The sequence below is a fragment of the Microbacterium ureisolvens genome, from assembly GCF_019511645.1.
In the GTDB taxonomy this organism is placed as follows: domain Bacteria; phylum Actinomycetota; class Actinomycetes; order Actinomycetales; family Microbacteriaceae; genus Microbacterium; species Microbacterium ureisolvens_A.
Map to the genome: position 1 here is coordinate 34,954 of NZ_JAEUAX010000003.1, position 22,823 is coordinate 57,776.

Here is a 22,823-nt window from a genome sequence, read left to right on the forward strand (position 1 = left end):
TCGCCTTATCTTCAGTTAGCATGAAGGTATGAGCGACCCGATCCCGTTCTCCGCCGCGCTGCGCGAGCGCTCCAGCAGCTCGCACTCGTCGAGCGAGCACTCCGGCTTCATGGCCGACCTCATGAAGGGGGAGGGCACGCGCGAGGACTATGTCGCGCTCGTCGTGCAGCACTGGTTCATCTACGAAGCGCTCGAGCGCACCGCCGGCCAGATGCGCAACGACCCGGTCGCGGCCGTGTTCATCTCCGACAAGCTCACTCGCCTGCCCGCTCTCGAGGCCGACCTCGAGTTCCTGGTGGGTGCCGACTGGCGCGACCGCATCGAGCCGCTGCCGACCACGAAGCGCTACGTCGACCGCATCAACGAGGTCGGCGCGACGTGGGCCGGCGGTTTCGTCGCCCACCACTACACGCGCTACCTCGGCGACCTGTCGGGCGGGCAGTTCATCGGGCGCCTGATGGCCCGCCGCTTCGGGTTCGACACGAACGGCATCGGCTTCTACCTCTTCGAGGACATCGCCGACCCGAAGGCCTTCAAGGACGTCTACCGCGAGCAGCTCGACGCGGCCCCGTGGGATGCTGCGGAGCAGGAGCGCGTGATCGACGAGGTCCTGCTCGCCTACCGCTTCAACACCGAGCTCTTCGACGACCTCGCCGCCGCCAAGGCCGCCGAGGCCGCGACCTCGGACGTCGCCTGACGGCTGCGCGATAGTCAGGCCACCGGCGTCCCCCGGACCGCGGACGCCATGAACCGCCGCACGTCGGGGTCGACCTGGATGTCGCGCGGTCGCAGCGGGCGGGACAGGTACAGGCCGTCGAGGGAGGTCAGCCGCGACAGCGCGACGTAGGTCTGGCCCGGCGCGAAGGCCCCCGACCCGAGGTCGATGACAGCGCGGTCGTAGGTCTTGCCCTGGGACTTGTGGATCGTCACGGCCCACGCGAGCCGCAGCGGGAACTGCGTGAACTCGGCGACGATGTCGCGGGTCAGCTCCTTCGAGCCCGGGTTGTAGGAGTAGCGGTACTTCTCCCATACCGACGGCTCCACGTCGAACTCCTCGCCCTCGACGTCGACGCGCACGGTCTCACCCGCGATGCGCGTGACGGTGCCGATGGTGCCGTTCACCCACCGCGGCGGCTCGCCGAACGCGGCGGTGTCGTTGCGCAGGAACATCACCTGGGCCCCGACCTTCAGCTTGAGCTCGAGATCGGCCGGGTACGCGGCATCCCCTCGTCCGAAGTCGCCGTTGACCTCCGCCATCGCCGTCTGCTCCCGCCCGACCAGCTCGTTCAGGTGTCGGCGGTTGATGTTGTTGACGATGTCGTTGCGCGTGGCGAGCGTGATGATGGGGTGCTCGCCGTCGAGGGGATCCGGGGGAGTGCGGGCGCCAGTCGTGTTCAGTACCTCGGCGATGTCGGCCGTCACCCGCCCATACCGGACGGCATTGAGCATCGCCTTGAACGCGGGGTCGGACTGGCGGTGGATGTCGACGAGCTCGCGGATGTTGAGGTCGGCCCCGTACGACCCGACATCGAGGATGCCGTCGGTGGCGGCCTCGCCCACCCACACTTTGGCGTCGAAGAACCAGAACGACCGGTAGTGGTCCTGCACGTACCGCAGCTCGTCGCCGCGCGGCGGCACCGGCGCCAGCTGGTACGGATCGCCGAACATGACGATCTGCGTGCCGCCGAACGGCTCGCCGCGCCGGCCGCGGGCCTTGCGGAGGGACCGGTCGATCGCGTCCATGAGGTCGGCGTTCACCATCGAGATCTCGTCGATGACGAGCGTGTCGATCGCGTTGAGGAGCTTGCGGGTCGCGTCGGACTGGTCCTCGTCGTGCGAGCCGATGATGCCGAGCGGCAGCTTGAAGAGCGAGTGGATCGTCTGGCCCTCGACGTTGAGCGCCGCGACGCCGGTCGGCGCGCACACCGCGATCTGCTTGTCGGTGTTCCACGCCAGGTGCTGCAGCAGCGTCGACTTGCCGGTGCCCGCGCGGCCGGTCACGAACACGTGCTCGCGGGTGTCTTCGATGAGCCGGAACAGCGCCTCCTGCTCGGCAGACAGAGGCGGAGTGTTCACCGAATCATGTTAACGAGCGGATGCCGCCTCCCGGCCCTTCCGGCCGCGATCGGTGGACACCGCCGCGGTCTCCACAGGCGGCTCCTCGGCCTCACGCCACCGCCCCGTGCCCGCCACCACCTCCTCCATGATCGCCCGGAACCGCGGGCACGTCGTGATGTCGTGCGAACGGCAGCGCAGGGCGTGCTCCGTCATGCGTCGGGAGCGCTCCATGTCGGCCATGCGGCGGTCGAGGTCGGCGAGGTGCTCCTCGAGCACGCGATGCCGTTCGGGCGCCTGCTCGTCCACGAGCACGCCGATCTGCTCGAGGCTCATGCCGGCGTTCTTGCTGCGCACGATCACTCCGATGCGCACGAGGTCGTCGTCGCCGTAACGGCGCCGCCCGCCGCTGTCACGCTGGGGATCCAGAAGCCCGACGTCCTCCCAGTGCCGCAGCACGCTGGCGGGCAGCGAGAACCTGGCCGCGGCGTCGCCGATCGACAGACTTGACTTCATGTCGACATGAAGTCACAGGATCGTTCCAGACGCAACCCGACGAGAGGATCCCCATGTACGACGTCATCGTGATCGGCGGCGGTCCGGCCGGCCTGCAGGCCGCGCTCACCATCGGCCGCATGCACCGCGACGTGCTCCTGCTCGACTCCGGCGAGTACCGCAACAGCACCGTCGAGCACGCCCACAACCTCCTCACCAACGACGGTCGCAGTCCCGCCGAACTCCGGCGCATCGCCCGGGACGAGCTCGCCGCGTACGACACCGTCGCGGTGCGCACGAAGCCGGTGACCTCGGTGTCGGGCGAACTCGGCGACTTCGACGTGGTCACCGCCGACGGCGTCGCGCGCGCCGCGCGCCTCGTTCTCGCGACGGGCATGCGCGACGAGCTGCCGCCGGTCCCCGGGCTCGCGGAGCAGTGGGGCCGCCTCGTCGCGCAGTGCCCGTTCTGTCACGGGCACGAGTTCGCCGGCCGACGGGTCGGCATCCTCATCGACGGCGAGCACGCCGGGATGATCGAGCGGATGCTGCGCCCCGTCGTCGCTTCGGCCTTCCTGGCCCGCCCGGCCGACGTGACGCTGGTCTCCGAGGTCGACGGCGGGCTCGAACTCGCACTCGCCGACGGCTCGGTCGAGCACGTCGCCGGCGTCTTCACCGCGGCCACCGCCGTGCAGCGCGCGCCGTTCGCGGAGCAGCTCGGCTGCAGGGTCCTCCCGAGCGGCGGGGTGGAGATCGACGCGATGGGGCGCACCACGGTGCCCGGCGTGTACGCGGGCGGTGACATGGCGCACGTGGCGGCGGTGCCCGGCCCCATGGTGTCGCTGGCCGCCGCCATCGCCTCCGGTCAGCTCGCGGGCGCGAGCGCGGTGCGCGACGCGATCACGCCCTGAGACTTCCCGTCCAAAGCGCGCCGTCCACAGCGGCCTCCCGGCCACACTTTCCTAGACTGGGCGCGTGGACCAGGGGGTGATGGACACGTCGTCCGGTCGCGCGGGTGCGCCTCCGGCCGCCTCGGCGACCCCCGGCACCGCCGCCGCAACCCCCGAGCGGGATGTGATCCAGCCACCTGCCAAGGGACGCACGCGCCGCCGTCTCGCGCTCGATCTGACACTGCTGGGCGTCATCGGCGTGCTCCTCATCGCCGCTGCCTTCGCCGCGTGGGGAGTGATCCAGCGGGAGTTCTACAGCCCCAGGGCTTTCGTCGAGAGCTACGTGCAGCTGCTTGCGGAAGGGCGGGCCGCCGATGCCCTCGCGGTGCCCGGCGTCGCGGTGAGCTCCGCCGAGCTCGAGGCCGCGGGGCTGCCGCCGACGGCGTCCGAAGCACTGCTGCGCAGCTCCGCCCTCGCCCCGATCCGCGATGCGCATGTGGTCTCCGAGGAGCAGGACGGCGACGTGACGCGCGTCACGATCGAGTACACGGCGCGCGGCCACGACGGCCGCACCACGTTCTCGGTCGAGCAGGACGGCTCCATCGGCCTCGCACCGACGTGGCGGTTCGCCAAGAGCCCGCTCGCGGTCATGAACCTCGGCGTCACCGGCTCGATGGTCTTCGACGTCAACGGCTTCGAGATCGACAAGCGGCAGGTCTCGCCGGACGGGGCGGATGCCGACCCCTCGGCCCCGGTCTCGCTCCTCGTGTTCTCGCCCGGCCTGTACTCGGTGTCGGTCGACACCGCGATCTCGAGCACGCCCGGCGTGGCCGTCCTCTCCGACAGCCCGTTCCGCGCCATCCCGGTGAACGTGGTCGCCCAGCCCACGGAGAAGTTCCTCAGCGTGGTGCAGGAGAAGGTCGAGGAGTTCCTCACCTCGTGCGCGACGCAGGAGGTGCTGCAGCCGACGGCGTGCCCGTTCGGCTTCTTCGTCGAGGACCGCATCACCTCGCCGCCGAAGTGGTCCATCACACAGCAGCCGACCGTCGCGGTCGAGCCCGACGGCGCAGGCTGGTCGATCCTCGCCGCGGAAGCAGTCGCGCACATCGACGTCGGCATCCGCTCCCTCTTCGACGGCCGCGTGCGTGCCGTCAGCGAGGACGTCCCCTTCATCGTCAAGGGCACGATCGCCGTGCGCCCCGACGGCACCGCGACCATCGTCGTGACGGGCCCCGACACGAGGTAGCGCCCGCCCCTCACGCAGCCCCTTTCCGCCATGATGGGTGCCGGGGTCGATGATGAGGTCGATGGAAGGCATCGCGCGCTGGATTCCGGCCGTCGCCGTCGCACGCGAGTACAAGCGCGCGTGGCTGTGGCCTGACGTGCGGGCGGGAATCGTCGTGACCGCGCTGCTGATCCCGGCGGGCATGGGCTACGCCGAGGTCGCGGGCCTGCCGCCGGTCACCGGCCTGTACGCCACGATCGTTCCACTGCTCGCCTACGCGGTATTCGGCCCCTCGCGCGTTCTCGTCCTCGGACCGGACTCGTCCCTCGCGCCCATCATCGCCGCGGCGATCCTGCCCCTCGCCCTCGGCGACGAGAGCCAGGCGGTCGCGCTCGCGGGGCTGCTCGCGATCATGGTCGGCGCGCTCCTGCTGATCGGCGGACTGGTGCGTCTGGGCTTCGTGACCGACCTGCTGTCGAAGCCGATCCGCGTCGGCTATCTGAACGCCATCGCGGTCATCGTCATCCTCTCGCAGCTGCCCAAGCTGCTGGGCTTCTCGGTCGACGCGCCGACCCTGTGGCAGGGGGCCGTCGGCACAGTCGAGGCGATCGCGGCGGGAGAGATCGACCCCGTGGCGACGGCGTTCGGCGTCGGCTCCCTCGTCGTGATCTTCGCGCTGCGCGCGCTGCGCTCGCGCGTGCGCGTACCCGGGACCCTCGTCGTGGTGGTGCTGTCGATGGTCCTCGTCGCGATGCTGGGCCTGGCGAACGCGATCCCCGTGGTCGGCGCCCTCCCGCAGGGCCTTCCCGCACCCGCCCTCGCGGGGCTGGAGTGGGCGGATGTCGCGGCCCTGGCGCTCCCGGCCGCCGGCATCGCCCTCATCGCGTTCACCGACACCGCGGTGCTGTCGCGCACCTTCGCCGCCCGCCGGGGCGACAGCGTCAGCGGCAGCCAGGAGATGGCTGCCCTGGGCCTCGCGAACATGGCCGGCGGGGCACTGGGGGGCTTCCCCGTCTCGGGGTCGTCATCGCGCACCCCGGTCGCCGAGCAGGCCGGCGCGCGCACGCAGCTGACCGGCGTCGTGGGCGCGGTCCTGCTCATCGTGTTCATCCTGGCCCTCCCGGATCTCACCCGATTCCTCCCCTCGGCGACCCTCGCCGCCGTCGTGATCAGCGCCGCGGTCAGCCTCATAGACGTCCGCGGCGTCGTGCGGCTGGTGCGCATCAATCTCGTCGACGCGGTGCTCTCGACCGCCGCGTTCCTGGGGGTGCTCGTCTTCGGCGTGCTCGAGGGCATCGTCATCACGATCGGCCTCTCCTTCATCGCGTTCGTCAACCGCTCCTGGCGCCCGTACCGGGCCGAGCTCGGGCGTGTCGAGGGCCTGCGCGGTTACCACGACCTGTCGCGCAACCCCGAGGGAAGGCGGGTGCCCGGCATCGTGATCGTGCGGTTCGACGCGCCGCTGTTCTTCGCCAACGGAGCGATCTTCGACGACTGGGTGCGCTCGCGGGTGCGTGCCGCCGGCCCCGACGTGAACACCGTGATCCTCGCCGCTGAGCCCATCACCGATATCGACACCACCGCGGCCGACGAACTGGTGGAGCTCGACGAGTACCTCCGGGCACGCGGCATCCGTCTCATCATCGCCGAGATGAAGTCACCGGTCGTCGACGCCCTCGCCCGCTACGGCCTCACCGACCGGTTCACGCCCGATCGGTTCGCCCCGACGGTCGGGGCGGCGGTCGACGATGTCACGGGCACCCTCCGCAGCGACATCAGCGGCACGAAATGGGATGCTGCGCCCGAAGGTCCTCCGCCCCTCCGCGGCGACGACACCCGCCGGCGGCGGAAAGAGTAGCTCTCAGCCGCCGGTGCGCGCGTCGCGCTCGGCGAGGGCGGCCAGGCGCGCGTTGTACGCCTCGAGCTCGGCGTCCCCGGTGCGGTCGGCGTGGCGGTCGCGGCGCCGGGTCTCGCGGTCGTCGCTGCGGCTCCACTGGATGGCCACCGTGATGGCGAGGATGAGGGTGGGGATCTCGCCGATCGACCAGGCGATGCCGCCCCCGGCGTACTGGTCTTCGAGCGGCGTGGCGCCCCACGTGCGGCCCATGGAGCCGAACCACTCGGCGATCATGAGGCCCTCCTGCATCATGATCGCGATGCCGAAGAACGCGTGCATCGCCATCACGCCGATGAGCAGGAGCAGGCGCCCCGGGTAGGGAAGGCGGTAGGGCACAGGGTCGATCCCGATGAGGCTCATCACGAACAGGTACCCCGTGATGAGGAAGTGCGCGATCATCCACTCGTGCCCGAGGTGGTCGTACAGCGACCAGCGGAACAGGTCGGTGTAGTAGAAGACCCACAGGGAGCCGATGAACAGGCCCGCCGCGACGAACGGGTTCGTGAGCACCCGGGCCACCGGCGAGTGCACCGCCCAGAGCAGCCACTCGCGGCCGCCGCGGGTGCCGTCGTCGCGCTTGTGGATCGCGCGTGCCGCCAGGGTGATGGGAGCGCCGGGCACGAGCAGCAGCGGGATCGCCATGGTCAGCAGCATGTGCCCCACCATGTGCATGCTGAACAGGTAGTCCTGGTAGACGTTGATGACCCCGCCCGTGACCCACACGAGCAGGAGCCAGCCGACGACCCACATGATCGTGCGGTACACCGGCCATGCGTCGCCGCGGCGACGCAGGCGCCAGACGCCCACGAGATAGAAGAAGATCGCGAACCCGGCGATCACCGCCCACAGCAGGTCGACGTTCCACGCGGTGAACCAGCGGTCGATCGTGAGCTCCGGCGGCAGCGGGGCACCGGTCAGGCGCTCGGCCGGCGTCGGCGTCTCGGGGATCAGCGGCGCGACCGGCGGGGGAGTCCGCGCGAGAGCCGCGGCTGCGCCGCTCGCGACGCCCATGAGCACCAGCTCGAAGGCGATGAGCGTCCAGAAGGCGCGGGTGGCGGCATCCGCGATCTTCATCTTCCCGATGAGGCGCGTGCGGTACCAGGCGCCCAGGAGCCCGAGCCCGATGAGCGCCAGCACCTTCACGCCGAGGATGACGCCGTACGGCGAGACGAGTGCCGACCAGTCCTGCAGTCCGATCGCCGCGCGCACGGTGCCCGACACCGCCACCACGACGAAGGCGGCGAGCGCGATGCTCGAGTAGCGGGCGACCGTCGCGATGTTGTCGTCACGGGACTGCAGCGGGCGCACGACCACGAGAAGCAGCAGACCGCCCAGCCACACCGCGGCGGCGATGATGTGCAGGATCAGCGCGGTCATCGCCTCGTGGTGGAACGCCTCCTCACCGGAGTGGCCCTGGGTGCCCATCGGGACGAGGGATGCTGCGGCCAGAAGCGCGACGAAGAACGTCGCGGTCCACGAGCGCACGGCGAAGGTCAGCACGGTGAGCGCGGCGCCGGCGATCGTGGTGATGAGCCACGTGCGGCCGACCTCGGTCTCGACGATGAAGCGGCCCAGCTGTGCCCCGAACTCCGGGCCGATGCTGAGGACGGGGTTGAACGCGTCGACGAAGGTGAGAAAGCCGGTCGCGGCCGCGGCCATCGTGAACACGGCGGCCGAGATCGAGGCGGTGTCGAGGGCGGTGTCGAATTCGCGATCCCCGGCCCGCAGCGTGAAGAGCGCGGTCACGAGCACGCCGACCATGCCCGCGGCCGAGAGGTTGACGAAGAGCTTGGCGGTCGGCAGGCCCCAGCGGGCGAAGGGCCCGGGATCGGCGATCGCGAGCGGCGCTGCCCCGCCGCCGAACGCCAGCGCCCACACCATGACCACGAGCGCGGCCACGACGAGGATCACGGGCCCGGCGGCCCGCAGGGCGCGGGGGTTCACCCCTCAAGACTACGTCGCGGTTCCTGTGCGGATTCCCGCCCGGGACGACGAAGAGGGGATGCCGCGCGGTGCGGCATCCCCTCTGGGAGCGTCGGGATTACTTGACGGCGGCCTTCAGCTTCGAGCCCGCGGTGACCTTGACGCGCTTGCCCGCGGGGATCTTGATCTCCTCGCCGGTCTGCGGGTTGCGCCCCGTGCGAGCCGAGGTGGCGACCTGCTCGAACGCGAGCCAGCCCGGGATCGAGACCTTACTGCCGGCGGCGACCGCGTCGGAGACGGTGGAGAAGAGGGAGTCGAGCACGCCAGAGACGGCGGACTGGCTCTGGCCGGTCGCGCTCGCGATGCTCGCGACGAGCTCGGTCTTGGTGATGGTCTTGTCGGCCATTTGGTATGTCCTCCAAAGACGACGAGTGCCGTCTTGTCATTGCTCGGACCGGTTGGCTTCGCCCCCCGGCTGGTCCTATCGACCGGTCCCGAATGTACCTGACCTGGCCGCCGCATCCGCGTATTTCTGCGGATTTCCGCGGATTAGGACCGCGTGTCGTGTGAAAAGAGTGACGGAAGTGACTCGTGAGCCTCGATTACGCCGAGAGCGTTCAGGCCTTGTGCGCGGCGATGAGGTCGCGCGCAGTGCGCGCGAACGCAGGGCCGACCCGATCCTGCCCGTCGAGGTAGCCGCCGACGAGCGCGGCGTCGCGCAGCAGGACGAGGGACGCGGCCACCCCTTCGGGGTCCCGCAGCCCGGCACCCTCGGCCAGCCGCCGCAGGGTCTCGCGGAACCACTCGCGGTGGTCGGCGATGAGGGCGCGCACCGGTCCCTCGTCCGGATACTCGGCGGCGGCGTTGATGAACGGGCAGCCGCGGGTGTGGCGATCGCGGATGTCCTGTTCGATGCCCGCGACGACGAGGTCGAGCAGCGCATCGGGGTCGTCCGATGCCTGGGCGGCCTGGGCGAACAGCCCTCGCAGGCCCTCGTCTTCGCCCTCGAGGTAGGCGAGCACGAGGCCTTCCTTGCCCGCGAACTGCTTGTACATGGTGGCCCGCGTGACGCCGGCCTCCTCGATGATGCGGTCGACCCCCACCGAGTGGATGCCCTCGTTGTAGAAGAGCTGCGTCGCGGCGTCGAGCAGTCGCTGACGCGCGGGCGACGAGTGGGCTGCCGCGGCGGTCGCGGCGCTCGTGGTGCTCATGGTTCCCCCCTCAGGTCCCTCCATCGTGCCATTTCAGAAATCTCGGGAATAGTCTTGCGTAGATAGAACGTTCGGTCTACCATCGGATGCATCAGCCGGAGACACACCAGGATCCGGAATCCGACACCCCGACCGAACCACCGCAACACCACCCAAGGAGCACGAAATGAACACCACGACCAAGACCCCGATCGTCCTCATCCACGGCCTGTGGATGACCCCGAAGAGCTGGGACACATGGGCCGAGCGCTTCCGCGCCGCCGGGCACCAGGTCATCGTCCCGGGCTGGCCCGGGATCGACGACCGCACCGTCGAAGACATCCGGAAGAACCCCGAGGCGCTCAAGGGGATCGGCCTGAAGCAGATCGCCGACAACTACGAGCGCATCATCCGCGAGCTCCCGGAGAAGCCGATCATCATCGGTCACTCCTTCGGGGGAGTCCTCACGCAGATGCTCGCGGACCGCGGTCTCGGCGTCGCCTACGTCGGCGTCGCTCCCGGACAGACCGCCGGCGTCACCACGCTGCCGCTGTCGACGCTGTGGACCGGCACGCCGATCCTCTCGAACCCGTTCGGCATCAACGGCGCCAAGCCGCTCTCGAAGCGCCACTTCCACTTCACGTTCGGCAACGACCTGCCGCGCGAGGAGTCCGACAAGCTCTGGGAGGAGTACGCGGTCAACTCCTACAACCGCGTGTTCTTCGAGGGCGTCTCGTCGGTGTTCAACGAGAAGGGCGGCGTCACGCACGTCGACTACGGCCGCACCGACCGCGCGCCGCTGCTCATCATCACCGGCGAGATCGACCATGTCGTGCCGCCGGCGATCGGCAAGGCCGTCGTGAAGAAGTACCAGAAGACCGGCAGCCCCGCGATCGTCGAGTACAAGGAGTACGCCGGCCGCACCCACCGCCTGGTGAGCCAGGACGGCTGGGAGGAGATCGCCGATTACGCACTCCAGTGGGCCACCACCCACCAGGTGCGCGAGACGGCGGCGGCTTCCGAGGCGGAGGCGGCACAGTAGACGGATGCTGCGCCCCCGCGCCGCGGCGACAGCACCCGGTCGTCGAGCTCCCAGTCGCATCTGGTGGTTCGGCGGTCGGGTGGTGTCCCGGCCGGTGTCCGCGGTGGGACGCAGAGGCCCGGGGTTCTTCGGATCCCCGGGCCTTCGCCCTGCCTCAGGCGTGGAGGCGCCGCAGCGCCGTCACCACGTCGTCGTGCCAACGGCGGGCCGCCGGAAGCGCACCCGTGAAGATCGGGGTGTCGTGGGTCACGCCCTGGTATCGCACCACGCTCGCGTCGACGCCGGCCCGGCGCAGCGCGGCCCCGTACGCGTCACCGTCGCCGCGCAGCGGATCGTACTCGGCGGTGAGGATGACCGCCGGCGGCAGCCCTTCGTGCGACGCGGCGCGCAACGGCGACGCGTACGCCTCCCGTGCGTCGGCGGCGCGCGCGAGGTAGGTCCGGGCGACCGAGCGCAGCTCCCGCGTCGTGAGGAAGCGCGGGATGCGCAGCGCGCGCATCGCACCGAGGTCCATATGGGCGCCGGTGAGGTCGACGACCGGCACCTCCAGCACCTGCAGCGCGAGCCGGTGCTTCGCGCGATCGCGGTTCACGAGCGTGAGCGCGGCGGCGAGGCTGCCGCCGGCGGAGACGCCCATCACGCCGATGCGGCTGGGGTCGACGCCGACCTCGCCTGCGGAGGCGAACAGCCAGTCCAGTGCCGCGTACCCCTGCTCGATCTGCACCGGGTAGCGGTGCTCGGGCGCGAGGGCGTAGTCGACAGCGGCGATCGCGACGTGGGCGTCGACGCAGCGGCGGCGGTACGCAGCATCCGTTGTCGGATAATCGATGCCCCCGATGCGGAAGGCGCCGCCGAAGAACGCCAGCACGGCGGGCACCGGCGCATCTCCCACGACCGAAGGATGGTAGATCCGCACCCGCACGGACGGATACCCCGGCACGGCGATCTCGTGCTCGGTGATGCGGACCTCGGGCCCGGGGGTGCCGACCGTGCTGAGCTCGGTGCGGTCCCACGCGAGAGCCGCGCGACGGTGCCGCGCGCGGGCCCGGGCATGCGGGCCGAGCGCCGGTGCGGTCTTCGCCTTCTTCGCGGACTTCGCATCCGTGTCGGTCGACGCCGCTGCCGGGACGATCGGCACGCGGCTGAACGGCCAGAGCGCAGTGAGGCGTGTCCTCACGGTGCTCATCGCCTGGTCGAACATGTACTTGCGGTGCACTCGCAGGCGCTCTTCGAAGAACGGGTCCAGAGGCATGGATCCATCCTCCCGCCCGTCGCCGGGCGCACGCGCATCGGTTGACAAACGAGGGATCCGGAGTCCATGCGATGACCTGTCCGATCCCCGCCGCGGGCGAATAGTGTGAGGCCATGGCCGTGGTCAGCACCATCGCCGGCGTCATCCTCATCGCCATCGCGCTCAACGACGTGTTCCACACGCTGCTGCGCCCGGCATCGACGGGACGGCTGACGACGCTCGTGTTCCGGGCGACCTGGTCGCTGTCTCGACGACGTCGCCGGGTCACCGCCGGCGGGCCGCTCACCATCCTCGCCACCATCGCCGTCTGGATCGTGCTGGTGACCCTCGGCTGGGCACTTGTCTACCTCCCGCACATCCCCGCCGGATTCTCGTACAGCGGCGTCGAGCCCGCTGACTACAACCCGTTCCTCGAGTCGGTGACCTACTCGCTCGTCGCCCTCACGACGCTCGGCCTCGGCGACGTGGTGCCGGCCCAGCCCCTCATCCGCCTCCTGTCGCCGCTGGAGGCGCTCACGGGCTTCGCGCTGCTGTCGGCCTCGGTCTCGTGGTTCATGCAGCTGTACCCGGCGCTCGCGCGGCGCCGCGCGCTGGCCGTCGAGCTGACGAGCCTTCACACGTCGGGCCTCACGACCCTGCCGCCCACGGTGTCGCCGCGGTTCGCAGCATCCGTCATCGCGTCCGTCACACGCGCTCTCGCGGAGTTGACCGCCGACCTCGTCCAGAACACCGAGATCTTCTACTTCACGGAGCACGACGAGCGGCTCTCGGCCGCGCGCGCCAGCGGCTACGCGATCGAGCTGCGGGACGCGGCACTGGCGGCGGGCGACCCCGACGTGCGCGCCGCCGGCGCCGTGCTCTCGCACGTGCTCGACGAGCTCGCGCGCGTGCTCGCAGACCAGTACCCGCACATCACCGGCGAGTCGACGGATGACGTGCTGCGGGCGGCCGCGGGCAGCCACGGTCACGCGCTGTCGTGACGCGGCTCACCGCCTCACGCGGTCGACTCCCGCTCGACCAGCCGGAAGCCGGTCACGTGGTCGTGCGGCTGCCAGCCCGGACTCCCGGCGATCCGCGTCAGGAGCAGGTCGACCGCGAGGCGGGCCACCTCGTCCCGGTCGGGGTCGATCGTGGTGAGGCTGGGTACGCTGTAGCGCGCCTCGAGGATGTCGTCGAAGCCCACCACCCGCACATCGCCCGGCACCGACAGCCCGCGATCAGCGAGTCCGCGGAGGACACCCAGCGCCACGGTGTCGGTGATGCACACGACGCCGTCGAACGCGGCCCCGCCGTCGACGAGCTCGTGCGCGGCGCTGCGGCCGTCCTCGATGGAGAGGTGGCGCCGCCCGATCACCAGCGCGTCGTCGGCCTCGATGCCGCGATCCGCGAGGGCCCGTCGATAGCCTGCGTGCCGCAGCGACGTGACGCTGAGCCGGCTCTGGTCTTCGCCCTGCACGATCGCGATCCGCCGGCAGCCTCGATCGACCAGATGCGCGGTCGCGGCGTAGGTGCCCGCTTCGTTCGGGAGAGCGATGTGGTCGACGGGCGCGTCGGCCATGCTCTCACCCAGGACCACCATGGGCACGTCGGTGTTGAGCAGCTCGCGGTCGGCCGTGCCGAGCCCGACCGCCGAGAGGATCAGCCCGTCGTACATCCGCGTGCGTGACGAGGTGATCGCCGACAGCTCGTTCTCGCGGTCGGCGCCGGTCCGCTCTATCGCGACGCGGTAGCCCGCGTCGTGCGCCTTCGCGATGATGCGGGAGGCCAGCTGCCCGAAGTAGGGCGAGTCCACCTCCGGCACGGCGAACCCGATCGTGTCGGTTCGCCCCGCGCGGAGATTGCGCGCGGCGACGTTCACGCGATAGCCCAGCTCGTCGATCGCCTTGAGGACGCGCTCGCGCGTCTCCGCGCGAACGTGCGGATGCTTGTTGAGCACGTTCGACACGGTCATCGGCGAGACGCCCGCTGCCCTGGCGACGTCGTGCAGGGTGGCCATGGCTGAACTCTATCCGTGGCCGCCGGTCGGCCCCATCACGCCAGTTCCATCGACACCGTCGCGAACGAGTGCGCCGGCAGCGTCACCCTCAGTGTGCCGCCGTCGAGCTCGGTGTCGAGCGCGACCGGGGCTACGGCATCCGGCGCCTCGGCCGTGTTGTGCGCGGCGGCGGAGTCGCCCGTGAGCACGCGGGCGGTCGCGGACGTCACGGCACGGCCGCGGAGGTCGACCTCGATGGTGAGGGATGCCTCGGCGTCGAGGTTGCTCAGCGACAGCAGCGCCGTCGAGCCCGTGGTGCTGGCCGACGCCGACACCACCTGAAGCGATCGGCCATCCGCCTCGCGGAGCTCGGGAGCCTCGAGGACGTGCACGGCGAGCGACGTCGCATCGTGGTGGCCGCGGCTCATCTCGAAGACGTGGTACGTCGGCGTGAGGACGAGCGCTCCGGTCTCGGCGTCCGTCAGCAGCATCGCCTGCAGCACGTTCACCGTCTGTGCGATGTTGGCCATCACGAGGCGGTCGGCGTTGCGATGGAACGCGTCGAAGTGCACGGCGGCCACGAGGGCGTCGCGCACGGTGTTCTGCTGGTAGAGGAAGCCGGGGTTCGTGCCCTCCTCGACGTCCCACCACGTGCCCCACTCGTCGAGCACGAGGCCGACCTTCTTGCCGGGGTCGTAGGCGTCCATGATCCGCGCGTGCGCGCTGATGACCCGCTCGACGTCCTGTGCCTTCGACATCGTCGAGTAGTAGTCGTCGGTCGAGAACGAGGTGGCGCTGCCCTTGTGCTCCCACGTGCCGGCGACCGTGTAGTAGTGGAACGAGATCGCCTGGAAGATGTTCTTCGGGTCGTGCTGGCAGCCCAGGCAGTTGAGCGCCTCCATGAGCGCCGTCGTCCAGGTCACGTCGTCGTCGGACGCGCCGGCGGCGATGCGGTAGAGCTTGTTGTCGCCGTGGTCTCGGCAGAAGGTCGCGTAACGACGCGCTTCGGAGGCGAACTGCGGGGCGGTGAAGTTGCCGCCGCAGCCCCAGGCCTCGTTGCCGATGCCCCAGAACGGCACCTTCCAGGGCTCGTCGCGGCCGTTCTCGCGGCGCAGGCTCGCCATGGGGCTGTCGCCGTCGCGGGTGAGGTACTCGACCCAGTCGCTCATCTCCTGCACGCTGCCGCTGCCGACGTTCCCGCTGACGTACGCGTCGGCGCCGAGCATCTCGCACAGGTCCATGAACTCGTGGGTGCCGAAGTGGTTGTTCTCGACGACGTCGCCCCAGTGGGTGTTGACCATGCGCGGCCGCGACTCTTTCGGGCCGATCCCGTCACGCCAGTGGTACTCGTCGGCGAAGCAGCCGCCCGGCCAGCGGAGGTTCGGGATGCCGATGCCCTTCAGCGCCTCGACCACGTCGAGACGGATGCCGCGCTCGTGGGGGATGGAGGAGTCCTCGCCGACGTAGAAGCCGCCGTAGATGCAGCGCCCCAGATGCTCGGCGAAGTGGCCGTAGAGGTGGCGGCTGATGACCGGACCGGGGACGTCCAGGTCGACGACGGCGCGAGCGCGGAGGTCGGGCACGGGGTTTCTCCTTCGAAACATGGGGTGGTGGAGGTTTGTAACGATACACACGCTGGAGACCGATGTCGACATGAAAGGCGGAAGGCCCGGAGTTCCGAGGAACTCCGGGCCTTCACTTCGACAGGCTCAACGGCCTGTGAGGCTTACCAGCTCGACTTGGTCACGCCGGGCAGCTCGCCACGGTGCGCCATGTCACGGAAGCGGACACGCGAGATGCCGAACTTCGTGAGGACACCGCGGGGGCGGCCGTCGATGACGTCGCGCGAACGCAGGCGGACCGGCGACGCGTTGCGGGGCAGCTTCTGCAGGCCCACGCGAGCGGCTTCGCGCTCCTCGTCGGTCGACGTCGGCGAAACGAGCGCCTTCTTCAGCTCGAGACGCTTCGCCGCATAGCGGTCGACGACCTCCTGGCGCTGCTTGTTGCGCGCGATCTTGCTCTTCTTAGCCATGGATCAACGCTCCTCTCGGAAATCGACGTGCTTGCGGATGACCGGGTCGTACTTCTTGAGCACGATGCGGTCGGGGTTGTTGCGGCGGTTCTTGCGCGTCACGTAGGTGTAACCCGTGCCGGCGGTCGAACGCAGCTTGATGATCGGACGGACGTCCTGTGCCTTCTTGGCCATCAGAGCTTCACACCCTTCGCCTGGAGGTCACGGACGACCGCCTCGATGCCGCGGGCGTCGATGACCTTGATGCCCTTGGCCGAGACGTTGAGCTTGATGCTGCGACCCAGCGACGGAACGAAGTAGGTCTTCTTCTGCACGTTCGGGTCGAAGCGGCGCTTCGTCCGGCGGTGCGAGTGCGAGATGTTGTGACCGAAGCCGGGAACTGCTCCAGTCACCTGGCACACTGCTGCCATAGTGATGTCTCCTTAGTACCGTGGAGCCGGACGGCCCCACCCAAGATCCCTTGTCTGCACCCCGCGCCCGACCCGGCCGGTGAAGGCCCGCGATCTGATGTGGGATACGTACTGCGTGCTGGAGGCGCGCAGACAAAGAGTCAGTCTAGCACGGGCGGCGTGTCGCTCCTGGCGCCGCCGGCGCACGCGCATGCCCCCGAGCAGGAGCTTGAGCAGGCTGATGAGCACGGCGGCCGTCACACGCCTGCATTCCGTCATCGGAATGCGTCTTCGGAGTTGCTCCAAGACAGCGGCCATCGGCGGCCCGCCACGCTGTGTTCGCCCACAAAATCCCGGGCGGGGACGTGTACCGGGTGGAACATGTTCGCAATCCCGGAGAGGGGCAGGACATGAGCGAATCGCCCGACGACGGTCCCTTGTGGCCCGCGTCTCCCTACGATCTCGCCGACGCGCACCGGTGCCCGTCGTGCTTCACCGTCGTCACAGCGCCCGTGTGCGCGGAGTGCGGCTTCGCGCTGACCGACGCGCGCGCGCCGCGCGTGCTGGAGATCGGCCGCGAGATGCTCACCCTGGAGCTTTCGCGCCAGCAGCTGATCGACGACATCCGCCTCGCACACGCGAGGGCTCTCGTGACGACGACGGATGCTGCGCCCGCAACGCTGGGAGCGTCGCCGGCGGCCGTCGCGGCAGAACACGTCTCCGTGCACCTGGCGCCCGCGGCCGAGAATCCCTTCAGCGACTTTGCACCGCCGACCGGCGCCGTACCCCTCATCACCGGGTCGGCAAGCGCCTCCACCACCGCGCCGGATTCGATCGAGCTGGTGACGGCGGCGGAATCCACGACGAACTTCGGATCCACCGCAGCCGGCGCGCCGCCGATACCTCCCGCGCCGCCGCTGCCCTCGCCGCCGGTCGTTCCGCCGGTACCACCGGTACCGGCGTACCCCGCTGCCTCGGCGCCCCAAGGGCCCGCTTCGTCCGCACCCGCGGCGGTGACGGCATCCGCTCCCCGTCGCCGGCTGACCGTGCCGGTGCTGCTGCTGATCGTCGGCGTCTCGCTGGTCGGCGTCGCCGCCGTGTTCTTCCTGCTGCTGGCGTGGTTCGTCGCCGGCATCGCGGTGCGGGCGCTCATCATCGGCGGCATCACGCTCGCCACGATCGCGTTGGCGTCGTGGCTGCGCCGCCGGGATCTGGGGGCGACGGCGGAAGGGATCGGCGTGCTCGGCGTGGGCCTGCTCGCGCTCGACGCGTGGGCTGTGCGGGCGAACGATCTGTTCGGCACCGGGTCCACCGATGCCGCACTGTACGCCGGAGTGGCGGCTCTCGTCGTCGCGGTGATCGGCCGCCTGTGGGCGCGGATCTCGCACCTGCGCGGACCCGACCTCGCCGCCTCGCTCGCCCTGCCCGCGGGACTCGGATTCCTCGTGGGCGGGCTGACGTCGATGCCATCCGCGGAGGCCTTGACGGCCGGGCTGCTCGGGGCGGCGGCCGGCGGCCTCGTGCACGCGCTCCCCGCGCCCTTCTCGTCCGCGCGCCGCGGCGGGGACGCCGTGGCCGAGCGCCTCGTGCTCGCCCTGAGCGGGGTGGGCGCGCTGGTGGCGGCGGCCGTCACCGCGGCGTTCTTCACGGGGGACGCGCTGCCGGTGGTGATCTGGTCGAGCATCGGTCTCGTCGTGCTCGGCAGCGCGCACGCGTGGCTCGCCCACCGGCCGGTCGACGGCTCGGTGCTGCCCGCGGGAGGCGCGGTCTCAGGCGTCGGCTCGGTGGTCGCAGCGGCGGCAGCTGGTCTCGCGGGCTGGCAGCTCGCCCTCCGCAGCGACCTCCCGGTGTACGGCGTGCTCGTCGCGCCCGTGCTCGCTGTGCTCGTCGCGGTGGCCGTCGACGTCGTGCGCAGCCGCCGCGCCACCCGGGCGTGGCTGCCCGCGGCGATCGCGTCCGCCATCGTCGCGGGGCTGTCGTTCGCCGTCGTGGTGCTCGGATGGGGCATGCTCGCCGTCACGGCGATCGGCGTCTCGTGGGCGGTGTGGCGGACGGATGCCTTCGCTCTCCCCGTCGGGGCGCCCGAGGCACCGCTGCTCGCGGTGATCTCCGCTGCCCTCATCGGGGGGCTCCTGTTCGGCGCGCCTACGCTCGCGCGTCCGGTGCTGCGCGAGCTCGTGCCGATCGCGGCGACGGTTCTCCTCCTGGTCGCAGGCGCGCGGACAGCCGTGCCCGCCGTGCTCGTCGGCATGGCCGTGGCGCTGGTGGCCGCCGCGGTCGCCGTCGCGGCAGTGCTCCGCCACCGTGACAGGCGGCGCGGCGACCCGGCCGACGCCGAGCCAGACGCCGGGCTCGCATCGCGCGGAGTGCCGGTCGGGTATCTGGTCGCCGGCGGGATCGCCGCCGTGACCGCGTACGTCGGCGGGGTCGCCACACCGTGGCTCTGGCTCGTCGGGATCGCGGTCGCCATGGCGTACCCGATCGCCCTGCGGATCGTGCTGCGGCCGACCGACATCGCCGCCGTCGCGGCAGCCATCGCACCGGTCGCCGTCGCCGCGCTGTCGACGGCGCTGGCCCCCAGCGCCATCGCGGCGGTGACGGGTCTGACCGGCGAGACGGGCCCCGTCATCGCGGCGCTGCTGCAGTGGGTGGCCCTCGCGACCCTCATCGCCGCGATCGCGCTGCCGGTGGAACCTGCGAGCCGCGTCGCGCTGGCCGTCGCCGCCGAGGTGCTCGTGGCGTTCAGCCTCATCGGCGCGCTCACGGCGGTGACGACGGGCACCGATGTCTCGCCGAACGCGTTGCTCGCCGCGATCGGCGAGCCCGGGCTCGGCGTCGCGCGCGGCGCACTGCTGCTCGCGGGCCTCACGACCGTCGCATTCGGCATCACCCGGGTCGCCGGAGTGCCCACCATCCTCGCCGCCGCGCTGACGGCGCCGGTGGCCGCTGCGACGGCGTATGACGTCCTCGGCGCCCTCGACCTGCGCGATGCGGACTGGGCACCGCTCGCCCTCACCGCCGCTGCGGTCGTCGTGCCACTCGTCTCGGCGCTCGACGTGCTCCGGCGCCGCGGCGGCAACGAGGCTCCACCGGCACCCGCGTCCCCGGCCGTCGACGCCACGGCGCCGGCCCGACCGCTGCCCACCGGGCTCCGCCGGCTCGCCGCCGACCTCGGCGCGGCCCTCACCGTGCTCGTCGTCGTGTGGACGGTGTCGCCCGTACTCGCGTGGGCCGCGCTCGCGCTCGTCGCACTCGGCTTCGCTGCGGCATCCGTGTCCCGGGGCTGGGTGGGGGTGCTCGCGGCCGATCCGTCCGACGATCGCTTCGCGACGAAGCGCGATGGGATGCTGCTCCTCGACGCCCCCCGCCGGCTACTGGCGTGGCCGGCGGTCGTCGCGGCGATCGCGGCGTGGTGGTCATTGCTCGACGCGGGGACCCCCGGCACGTCGTACACCATGGAGACGTACGCGGTGCCGCCGGCGGTGCTGCTCGTGGTCTTCGCGGCGCTCCTGGCGCGGCTGCGCCGCCGTGTCGAGGCGAGCATCGCGCTGGCCGGCGGGCTCGCCCTCGGCCTCTGGGCGCCCGCCGTAGAGGGGTGGACCGGAGAGCCGCTGCGGGGCGTGATCGTCGCGCTCGCCGCGGTGGCGGTGTGCCTGGCGCTGTCGTTCACGCAGGTGCGCAGCATCCGTCCGGCCGCTCCGCTCGGTGCTGCCGTCGCGGTGATCGGGATCGGACTCGTCGCCGTCGAGCGTGCCTTCGAGGGGCAGGGGTCGCAGGTGCTGTGGCTCGTGCTGCTGGTCGCCGTCTCGTACGCGTCGGGCTGGGGAATGATGCGCGGGCGGCCCGCCAGGCTGTCGTCGGGACTGTACGCGCTCATCGTCCCTCCGGCGGCGCTCATCGCCGCCGTCGTGGCGATCGTGCCCGTCGCCGACGAACCGCGCATCGTCGCCGGGACGATCATCATGCTCGCCGCCCTGCATCTCTCGGCGGCGGGGCTCGACCGCCTGCCGCTGACCGGCGCCACCCGCTGGATCTCGCTCGCGGGCGCCTTCGTCGTCGGCGTCGCGGGCTGGTTCCTGGGCGTGGCTACCGAGGTGGAGGCGGTGTCGCTCCCCGTGGCAGCGATGTGTCTCGTCGGCGCCGCGCTGGGCATGCTGCGCCGCCGGCGGGCCGGCACCGTGTGGCCCGGCGCCGAAGGCCCCGCGTGGATCGCGGGTCTCGTGCTCGCCACGGCGCCGAGTCTCCTCGTCGCGGCGGAACCCGCGCGCGTCTGGGTCTACGTGGCGCTCACCCTCGCTGCGGCAGCCGGAGCGGCCGCGCTGCGCGAGCCCACGCGCGAGGGGCCGAACGACGCGGAGCCGGTCGACGTGGCGAGCGTCGCTGCGCCGCCGGCGTACGCACCGCCGGCCGGCGCCCTCGCCGGCGCGCCGGCCGGCGCCCCCGGCGGACCCCCGGCCGCACCTCCCGCGCCGCGGACGCCGCGGTTCATCGACGTCTGGAGCCTGCGCACGCCGACGGCGATGCTGCTCGCCCTCGCCGCCGTCGCGATGGGGCTGCGCGGGCTCGTGCCGCCCGGCGTCGAGGGGGACGCCTCGGCGGCGATCGTCGCGGGCCTGGGCGCCGTCGCGGTGGCGGTGCTGCTGACGGCGCGAGGGGCGACGCGTGGCGGCTCCCGAGGCGCGGCCGTCCTGGCCGGTGCCGGCACCGCTCTGCTCGTCGCGATGTCACTGACCCGCCCCGAGGCGGACCTCGTGCTCACGGCCATGACCGCCGTCATCGGCGGCGTCCTCGGTGTCGCAGGCGCCTCAGTGCTGGGCCTGCGCCGCTGGGCGCCGCTGGGGGGCGTGCTCGCCGTGGGCGGGCTCGTCGTCGCGCTGGTCGCGTGCGGCGTGCGGTTCGTCGAGATCGCACCCGCCGGCGGCCTGGAGCCGGACCTCTGGGCAGTGGCCGGCGCGGGGATCGCGGGCGCGGTCGCCCTCGCGGCGCTGCGCGCGACGCCGTCGCGCGCCGTCGGCCTGACTGCCGGCGCCGGCTTCGCCGTCGCCTCGGTGCTGTTCGCCCTCGCCGAGCTGCAGCTGCTGCTCGTCCAGCGCACCGGCGATGAGCTGCGCACCGCCGCGGTGATGTCGGCCCTGACCGCCGCGGTGGTCGTCGGCACCGCCGCCCGCGCCCGCCTCGGTCTGGTGCTCCCGCTCGCGGCCGCCCTCGCGGGCGCGGGCTTCGGCGTCGTGGCACTCACGGTCGGAGACGTCCGGCCCCTCGAGCTCGTCACCGTTCCGCCCGCGCTGGGCGGGATCGCGTACGGCGTGCGCACTCTGCGCCGTGCACCCCGGTCGCGCACCTGGCCGACACTCGGCCCGTGGCTGGCGCTGCTGACGGTGCCGTCGCTGCTGCACGACTTCGGCGGGTCGGCGATCTCGGGCGCCACGGGCGAGCCCTGGCCGGGGGAGCCCGAGCTGTGGCGCATGGTGTCGCTCGGCGTCGTGGCACTCGCGATGGTCGTCGTCGGGGCGATCTACCGGCTGCAGGCCCCGCTCCTGCTCGGGGCCGTGGTGCTGATCGTGCACGGGGTCGCCCAGCTGTGGCCGTGGATCTCCACCGCCTACGTCGCGGTGCCATGGTGGCTGTGGCTCGGCCTCGGCGGCGCGCTGCTCATCTTCATGGCCGCCCGCTACGAGAAGAACATGAAGGCGCTGCGCACCACCGTCGCCGCGGTCACGTCGCTTCGCTGATCTCGCGCGCGCCGCGCCCCCAGCGGAACGGCGACACCGTCTCATCGCCGGGGATCCAGTACCGCCACGGGAACACGCCGGTGCCGGCGATGCCGGCCACCCCGACGCGCGGCCCCGACGCAACCTCGGCAAGCGGCTCGGCGAGCAGCTCGAGCCGGGCCACCGCGCCGTGCAGCGGCATACCGGTGACCGCATCGATGCCGTCGTGCACCGGATGCCGCAGCCCCACCGCGTCGCCGAACCGGCCGGGTCCGCGAGCCAGGTCGCGCGGCGTGCGTGCCGCCGGTCGGCGGCGGGTCGCAGCATCCGTCCCCTCCAACACCCGGCCCGCCCGCAGCAGCACACCGCCGGCGACCCCCTCGGGGCCGCACACGACGTTGACGCAGGAGTGGATGCCGTGGCTGAGGTACACGTACAGGTGCCCCGGTTCACCCCACATGGTGGCGTTGCGGGCGGTGGGTCCCATGCGGGCGTGCGAGCCCGGATCGGGCACCGGCCCCGTTCCGCGGCCGTGGTATGCCTCGACCTCGGTGAGGCGCACCGCCACCGTCTCGCCCTCGACCACGGTCGTCAGGCGCGCCCCGAGCAGGCGCGGCGCCACGTCGGCCGGAAGGCCCTGCAGGTCTGCGCGGGTCGCCGCGCGCCAGGGATCCCGCGCCATGGGCCGAGTCTACGTCCGCGCGCCGACGCAACACGTGCGTCCGCAGGTCGCGGAGAGCGTTACTGTTC

Annotated in this window: 19 protein-coding genes; 7 read left to right on the forward strand and 12 right to left on the reverse strand. The window is 71.6% G+C overall.

From position 1 onward, the window contains the following. The first annotated feature begins 28 nt into the window (after nt 1-28). Nucleotides 29-697, forward strand: coding sequence for a biliverdin-producing heme oxygenase (locus tag JNB61_RS06765; protein WP_159840906.1), 669 nt, complete (start codon nt 29-31; stop codon nt 695-697). Nucleotides 698-711: 14 nt separating this feature from the next. Here JNB61_RS06765 and JNB61_RS06770 read toward each other — a convergent pair whose 3' ends face one another. Both JNB61_RS06770 and JNB61_RS06775 read right to left on the reverse strand, forming a co-directional pair. Further along, entirely contained in the window at nt 712-2,076 is a 1,365-nt protein-coding gene (locus JNB61_RS06770) for an ATP-dependent DNA helicase (RefSeq protein WP_159840904.1), read from the reverse strand. 9 nt (nt 2,077-2,085) lie between these two features. Next, complete coding sequence (locus tag JNB61_RS06775) at nt 2,086-2,571, reverse strand: MerR family transcriptional regulator (protein ID WP_220339151.1); 486 nt, start codon at nt 2,569-2,571, stop codon at nt 2,086-2,088. Nucleotides 2,572-2,624: 53 nt separating this feature from the next. On the opposite strand from JNB61_RS06775, the gene JNB61_RS06780 reads away from it, so the two are divergent. From JNB61_RS06780 to JNB61_RS06790, 3 genes are all read left to right on the forward strand, one after another. After that, complete coding sequence (locus tag JNB61_RS06780; protein ID WP_220339152.1) at nt 2,625-3,458, forward strand: NAD(P)/FAD-dependent oxidoreductase; 834 nt, start codon at nt 2,625-2,627, stop codon at nt 3,456-3,458. A 79-nt stretch (nt 3,459-3,537) separates the two neighbouring features. Further along, nucleotides 3,538-4,683: a hypothetical protein gene (locus JNB61_RS06785; protein WP_222855240.1), complete on the forward strand. Its 1,146-nt coding sequence runs from the start codon at nt 3,538-3,540 to the stop codon at nt 4,681-4,683. 61 nt (nt 4,684-4,744) lie between these two features. Next, nucleotides 4,745-6,520 (forward strand): SulP family inorganic anion transporter, encoded by a 1,776-nt coding sequence (locus JNB61_RS06790; RefSeq protein WP_223214686.1) that lies wholly within the window; start codon nt 4,745-4,747, stop codon nt 6,518-6,520. Between the two features lie 3 nt (nt 6,521-6,523). Here JNB61_RS06790 and JNB61_RS06795 read toward each other — a convergent pair whose 3' ends face one another. The 3 genes from JNB61_RS06795 to JNB61_RS06805 form a co-directional block, all read right to left on the reverse strand. Beyond that, complete coding sequence (locus tag JNB61_RS06795; RefSeq protein WP_220291198.1) at nt 6,524-8,503, reverse strand: cytochrome c oxidase assembly protein; 1,980 nt, start codon at nt 8,501-8,503, stop codon at nt 6,524-6,526. Nucleotides 8,504-8,600: 97 nt separating this feature from the next. After that, complete coding sequence (locus tag JNB61_RS06800) at nt 8,601-8,888, reverse strand: HU family DNA-binding protein (RefSeq protein WP_109208648.1); 288 nt, start codon at nt 8,886-8,888, stop codon at nt 8,601-8,603. Between the two features lie 211 nt (nt 8,889-9,099). Then, entirely contained in the window at nt 9,100-9,693 is a 594-nt protein-coding gene (locus JNB61_RS06805) for a TetR/AcrR family transcriptional regulator (RefSeq protein WP_220291197.1), read from the reverse strand. Nucleotides 9,694-9,859: 166 nt separating this feature from the next. Here JNB61_RS06805 and JNB61_RS06810 point away from each other — a divergent pair, with 166 nt between their 5' ends. Continuing rightward, complete coding sequence (locus tag JNB61_RS06810) at nt 9,860-10,714, forward strand: alpha/beta hydrolase (RefSeq protein ID WP_220291196.1); 855 nt, start codon at nt 9,860-9,862, stop codon at nt 10,712-10,714. 154 nt (nt 10,715-10,868) lie between these two features. Here JNB61_RS06810 and JNB61_RS06815 read toward each other — a convergent pair whose 3' ends face one another. Next, nucleotides 10,869-11,966, reverse strand: a complete 1,098-nt coding sequence (locus JNB61_RS06815; RefSeq protein ID WP_220339154.1) for an alpha/beta hydrolase — start codon at nt 11,964-11,966, stop codon at nt 10,869-10,871. Nucleotides 11,967-12,079: 113 nt separating this feature from the next. Here JNB61_RS06815 and JNB61_RS06820 point away from each other — a divergent pair, with 113 nt between their 5' ends. Further along, the gene (locus tag JNB61_RS06820; protein WP_220339155.1) at nt 12,080-12,946 is read left to right on the forward strand and encodes a potassium channel family protein; all 867 of its coding nucleotides are present in this window, start codon (nt 12,080-12,082) and stop codon (nt 12,944-12,946) included. A 14-nt stretch (nt 12,947-12,960) separates the two neighbouring features. Here JNB61_RS06820 and JNB61_RS06825 read toward each other — a convergent pair whose 3' ends face one another. The 5 genes from JNB61_RS06825 to rpmB all read right to left on the reverse strand — a co-directional run bounded on the left by JNB61_RS06825 (nt 12,961) and on the right by rpmB (nt 16,383). Then, a complete protein-coding gene (locus tag JNB61_RS06825; RefSeq protein ID WP_220339156.1) occupies nt 12,961-13,962 on the reverse strand; it encodes a LacI family DNA-binding transcriptional regulator in 1,002 nt (333 codons plus the stop codon). 35 nt (nt 13,963-13,997) lie between these two features. Further along, nucleotides 13,998-15,524, reverse strand: a complete 1,527-nt coding sequence (locus tag JNB61_RS06830; protein ID WP_308291216.1) for an alpha-N-arabinofuranosidase — start codon at nt 15,522-15,524, stop codon at nt 13,998-14,000. Nucleotides 15,525-15,667: 143 nt separating this feature from the next. Beyond that, nucleotides 15,668-15,973 carry a 30S ribosomal protein S14 gene (gene rpsN, locus JNB61_RS06835; protein WP_018173549.1) on the reverse strand — a complete coding sequence of 102 codons (306 nt, stop codon included), beginning with the start codon at nt 15,971-15,973 and terminating at the stop codon, nt 15,668-15,670. A 3-nt stretch (nt 15,974-15,976) separates the two neighbouring features. Further along, a complete protein-coding gene (rpmG, locus tag JNB61_RS06840; protein ID WP_018173550.1) occupies nt 15,977-16,147 on the reverse strand; it encodes a 50S ribosomal protein L33 in 171 nt (56 codons plus the stop codon). After that, entirely contained in the window at nt 16,147-16,383 is a 237-nt protein-coding gene (gene rpmB / locus JNB61_RS06845) for a 50S ribosomal protein L28 (RefSeq protein ID WP_116195225.1), read from the reverse strand. Before rpmB ends, rpmG begins: the two co-directional genes overlap by 1 nt. Nucleotides 16,384-16,772: 389 nt before the next feature. Here rpmB and JNB61_RS06850 point away from each other — a divergent pair, with 389 nt between their 5' ends. Next, on the forward strand, nt 16,773-22,094 hold the full coding sequence (locus JNB61_RS06850; RefSeq protein ID WP_220339158.1) for an SCO7613 C-terminal domain-containing membrane protein: 5,322 nt from the start codon (nt 16,773-16,775) through the stop codon (nt 22,092-22,094). Here JNB61_RS06850 and JNB61_RS06855 read toward each other — a convergent pair. Next, complete coding sequence (locus tag JNB61_RS06855; protein ID WP_220339159.1) at nt 22,078-22,755, reverse strand: DNA-3-methyladenine glycosylase; 678 nt, start codon at nt 22,753-22,755, stop codon at nt 22,078-22,080. The two genes, JNB61_RS06850 and JNB61_RS06855, sit on opposite strands and share 17 nt — an antisense overlap. Nucleotides 22,756-22,823 lie beyond the last annotated feature (68 nt).